Annotated in this window: 4 protein-coding genes; all 4 read left to right on the top strand. The window is 62.7% G+C overall.

The features are described from left to right. A partial coding sequence (locus tag AB0G02_RS30315; protein WP_360800689.1) for an integrase core domain-containing protein occupies positions 1-281 on the top strand: 281 nt, incomplete at its 5' end. 47 nt (positions 282-328) lie between these two features. After that, positions 329-1,363: an integrase core domain-containing protein gene (locus AB0G02_RS30320; protein ID WP_360800692.1), complete on the top strand. Its 1,035-nt coding sequence runs from the start codon at positions 329-331 to the stop codon at positions 1,361-1,363. Between the two features lie 757 nt (positions 1,364-2,120). After that, positions 2,121-2,738, top strand: coding sequence for a hypothetical protein (locus AB0G02_RS30325; protein WP_360800695.1), 618 nt, complete (start codon positions 2,121-2,123; stop codon positions 2,736-2,738). Positions 2,739-3,369: 631 nt separating this feature from the next. After that, positions 3,370-4,101, top strand: coding sequence for a hypothetical protein (locus tag AB0G02_RS30330; protein WP_360800698.1), 732 nt, complete (start codon positions 3,370-3,372; stop codon positions 4,099-4,101). Positions 4,102-4,183: the final 82 nt, after the last annotated feature.

The following is a 4,183-nucleotide window of genomic DNA, read 5'->3' on the forward strand; positions in this document are numbered from 1 at the left end:
CTGGTCCCGGGTGGTGTCCGCGAGCCAACGCCCACGCCGAGCGGTTCGTCGGCACCGTCCGACGCGAAGTCACCGACCGACTGCTCATCATCAACGAACACCACCTACGGACCGTGCTGGACCACTACGCGACCCACTACAACCACCGACGACCCCACAGAGCACTGCAACTCGCGCCACCACGACCAGACCCGCCGACCGCAAAGCCGGGCTACACCTCGATACGCCGCCGACCAGTCCTCGGCGGCCTGATCAACGAGTACGAACCCACAGCCGCTTAACCGCAGGTCAGACCATACGGCCGACTTCTGGCACCCCACAGCTGCCCATGAGCGATCGGGACAAGGACACGGAGATCCTGGCGTTGCGGCACCAGATCATGGTCCTGCAACGCCAACTCGGTGACGCCCGTCCACGGTTCTCCCCCGCCGACCGGGCATTCCTCGCCGCCCTGCTGCACCGACTCCCGGCGCAAGCGCTTCGTCGACTCCGACTACTGGTGCGCCCGGAGACAGTTCTGCGCTGGCGCCGAGACCTCCTCGACCGTCGCCACGCAGCCAGATCCCGCCCCAAGCGGCCCGGCCGACCACGAACCATCCGCTCCATCCGACTCCTGGTGCTGCGCCTGGCACGCGAGAACCCCACCTGGGGCTACCGCCGCATCCACGGCGAACTCCTCGTGCTCGGTATCAAGATCGCCGCGTCCACGGTGTGGCAGATCCTCAAGGACACCGGGATCGACCCGGCACCCGAACGCACCACGACGACCTGGTCGGCTTTCCTCCGCTCCCAAGCCGACGCCCTGATGGCCTGCGACTTCTTCGAGACGACCACCCTGAACGGCACCCGCCTCCACGTGCTCGCGGTGATCGAGCACGCCAGCCGCCGAATCCGCGTCCTCGGCGCCACCGCACACCCGACCGCGGCCTGGGTCACCCAAGCCGCCAGGAACCTCGCCATGGACCTCGAAGACGCGGGCAGACACGCGCGAATCCTGATCCGCGACCGGGACGGGAAGTACCCGGCACTATTCGACGCCGTCCTCGCCGACGCAGGCATCCAGGTCGTCCTCAGCGGAGTCCGGATCCCGCGCATGAACGCGATCATGGAGCGCTGGATCCGCAGCTGCCGCCGTGAACTTCTCGACCGAACGCTGATCTGGAACCACCAGCACCTGCTCCACGCGCTGCACGAGTACAAGCACTTCTACAACACCCACCGGCCCCACCAAGGCATCGACAACGCCCGACCACTACAACCACTGCCACACCCCGCCCCCGATCAGACACCCCTCACCCACCTCGACATCCGCCGACGGCAACGACTGGGCGGCATCCTCAACGAGTACCACCACGCCGCCTGACCTGCACGGACAACATTTTCGGCAAGCACAACGTCGACACACCGCCGAACCATCTGCGGTGATCTGCTCAACGAGCACGAACCCACGACCGCATAAGCGCAGGTCAGACCGTGTGGCCAACTATTGACACCTCACAAGACGACTTTCCGAGTGCCAGTCCGTTCGAGATGGTGCAATTGATCACGCAGCCCTTCAATCGATCATCTGCTGTCGCAAGGTCGATGATCAACCAAGGACTGCTTCCGCGATCAACCGGAGTGCACGTCACCGACCGGGACCTCAAACGGCAAGCTTAGTTCTTTGCGCCGACGAAGATCTGGCGCCGACTACCACGAAAAGTTCATATCGCGACATACCGCGCTGCGACTTCCACACTTGCTAGTGTTCGGCGTAAGCTATCCAAGATGTAAGGTGCCGCAAGAACCCGAAGGCTCACGGAGAGCCACGATGCTTATACCAAAAGTCACAAACACAGTTTGCGAACACAGTCGCCGTTCGAACCTGGAACGCCCCACGGCGACACCCCTGCTGGCACGCACTCTAGTGAACGCCCATAACAAGGGGAACACCGTCCTAGATTCACTAGGACGGTGTTCTATACACCTCTATAACCACAGTGGTATAGCCCATCCCTCGCCAAGCGCAGCGAGGAGATCACCAGGGACCATCCTGCGGTCTTCGGATGTACCATACCCGGAAGGACGGCGACAAGCAAATGGCAGTCGATGCCGTCGCCAGGCTGCTCAGTGAGCCCAGGTTGAAGATCTACAAGCGCCCCTGCCAGGGCGACATTGCCAGGGCGTTGGAGCTGTACGTCTGGAACACACAAGTTGGTGCCGCTTTCGGCGAAAGTTTGGGCTTCCTCGAAGTTGCCCTTCGTAACACGCTAGCAGGACGTATGCATGCGCGTCACACCCATCGGGGCCGACCTCGATCATGGCTTGACGACCCGGCGAATGAACTCAGCAGCAAAGCGATTAAGGATATAGAAACCGCTCGCTGCCGCATTCGCCGCAAGCAGAAACCGCTCACCGAAGATCAAATAATCGCGGAGTTGAGCTTCGGATTTTGGCGCTACCTGCTAGCCAAGCGTTATCAAACAACTCTTTGGATTGACCTCTACCGTGGCTTTGACGCAATCCCAGGAAAGGAACAGCGACACACCATTGAGGCACGTGTTACAAGGCTACACGAGTTTCGCAATCGTTTAGCCCACCATGAACCGGTTTGGAATAAGCCGCTACAAGGTCGAATCGACGACATCAGAGACGTCCTCACCTATATCGAGCCTCAAGCCGCGACATGGTGGAATATTCGATACTGTCGCATCAATACACTTCTTACCACTTGCCCCGTTAGACGTCCGCACCCATAATAACTTCGGTTACACCCCCTTCGCTGTTCGTCGCCGTTCGAGCATCTTTGGAGCACTTCGACCACGCACTCGGCGAGCCGGTGCGTGTCCTAGACCGCCGCGGCCCGCAAGGGGCTCGTGGCCGAGGTGATCAGGTTCAGGACCCCGAGAATCCCGTCGATACCGGCCACTACGGTGTCGTTCGTATTGGATGCGTGGGTGTCAGGACTTTGCACTGGCGTGTTGAGCTGCGACGATCGTGCACGTCGGACCTCCACGGCATGATCGTGAGGTGTGGCGATACGACTGCTGTACCTGATCTTCGCCTGACTCGGTGACTGGCTGGTCCCGCTCGGCTGGCCCTCCGCGGCCAAGGACGTGGAATCGCTGGTACTGCGGCACGAGGTCGCCGTGCTACGCCGGACGAGCCCCTGCCCGCGGCTGGAGTGGGCCGATCGCGCTGTGCTTGCCGCGCTGGTTCGCCAACTCCCCCGACGGCTGCGTGAGCACCGGTTGGCGACATAGGGAACTAACCTGCGATGCACCTGACCGTAGCTACACGTTCGAGTGAACTCGCTGACGCTCAGCTAACACCGACGCCATCTGGAGCGAGACCAGTACAACACTCTCAACATAGTGATCGAGTGCCGCGATGAACCCTCACGCAATCTTCGGCAGTCGGGCAGCAGCAATCCTGTACACGTTCGCGATCGGCGCTTGGCCATTGCCGACCGGGTCGGCCCAGGCCAACGAGCCCGGCACACTCACGCTGGAAGCGCAACCCGCGAAGGTCGCCGCCGGAGGTGTTCCGATCAGCGTGAAAATCGGGAACTCCGGTGGAGCGCCGGTGCGGGGGGTCGGCCTCACGGTCAAAGGACCACCGGGTCTGCAAACCGAGATCAAGCCGACCGCGCTGGACCGTCTCGAGGGTGGTGCGTCGGCCATTGCCGTCGTCACTACGTCAGGCGCCGTAGGCCAGCGACCTTCTGCTCTCATCCTTGAAGCGACTGGAACGTCTGACGCGGGTGACACGGTCGCCCTCGCCACCGTTGATATCGCAACTGCGGAGGCCGCGGCTTCCCTCACCTTGGCGGGCAACACCCGCCTCTCGGACCGGTCCCCCGCTGATGTCCTCGCGATCATCACCAATCCGGGCGATGCCCAGGTCGACGGTGAGGTTCGCGCAGCAGCTGGTGGACACGACGTCCGACTGGCCGCGGCAGCGACCGCCGTCAGTCAGGCACCAGTGGGTACGCCATTGCGGATCTCCGTGCCCGCGCACGGAACGGCGATCGTGTTCGTCCAAGTGACGGCCAATGCGCCGCTGCGACGTGGCGTGGCGCCCGTGGTGGTCACCGCCGCGCTCGGCGCGCTAGACGAGTAATGCGTAAGTCGGTCAGTGGTCGTAGGCGGTCAGGGATCGGGTGACGGGTTGGCCGGTGGCGCGGTTGTGCCAGATGGCGGCG

Origin of the sequence: Actinosynnema sp. NPDC023658 (genome assembly GCF_040639995.1) — a bacterium.
In the GTDB taxonomy this organism is placed as follows: Bacteria; Actinomycetota; Actinomycetes; order Mycobacteriales; family Pseudonocardiaceae; genus Actinosynnema.

Coding starts and splice junctions, on each gene's coding strand:
- AB0G02_RS30320 (WP_360800692.1), top strand. CDS start 329: ATGAGCGATCGGGACAAGGACACGGAGATCCTGGCGTTGCGGCACCAG.
- AB0G02_RS30330 (WP_360800698.1), top strand. CDS start 3,370: ATGAACCCTCACGCAATCTTCGGCAGTCGGGCAGCAGCAATCCTGTAC.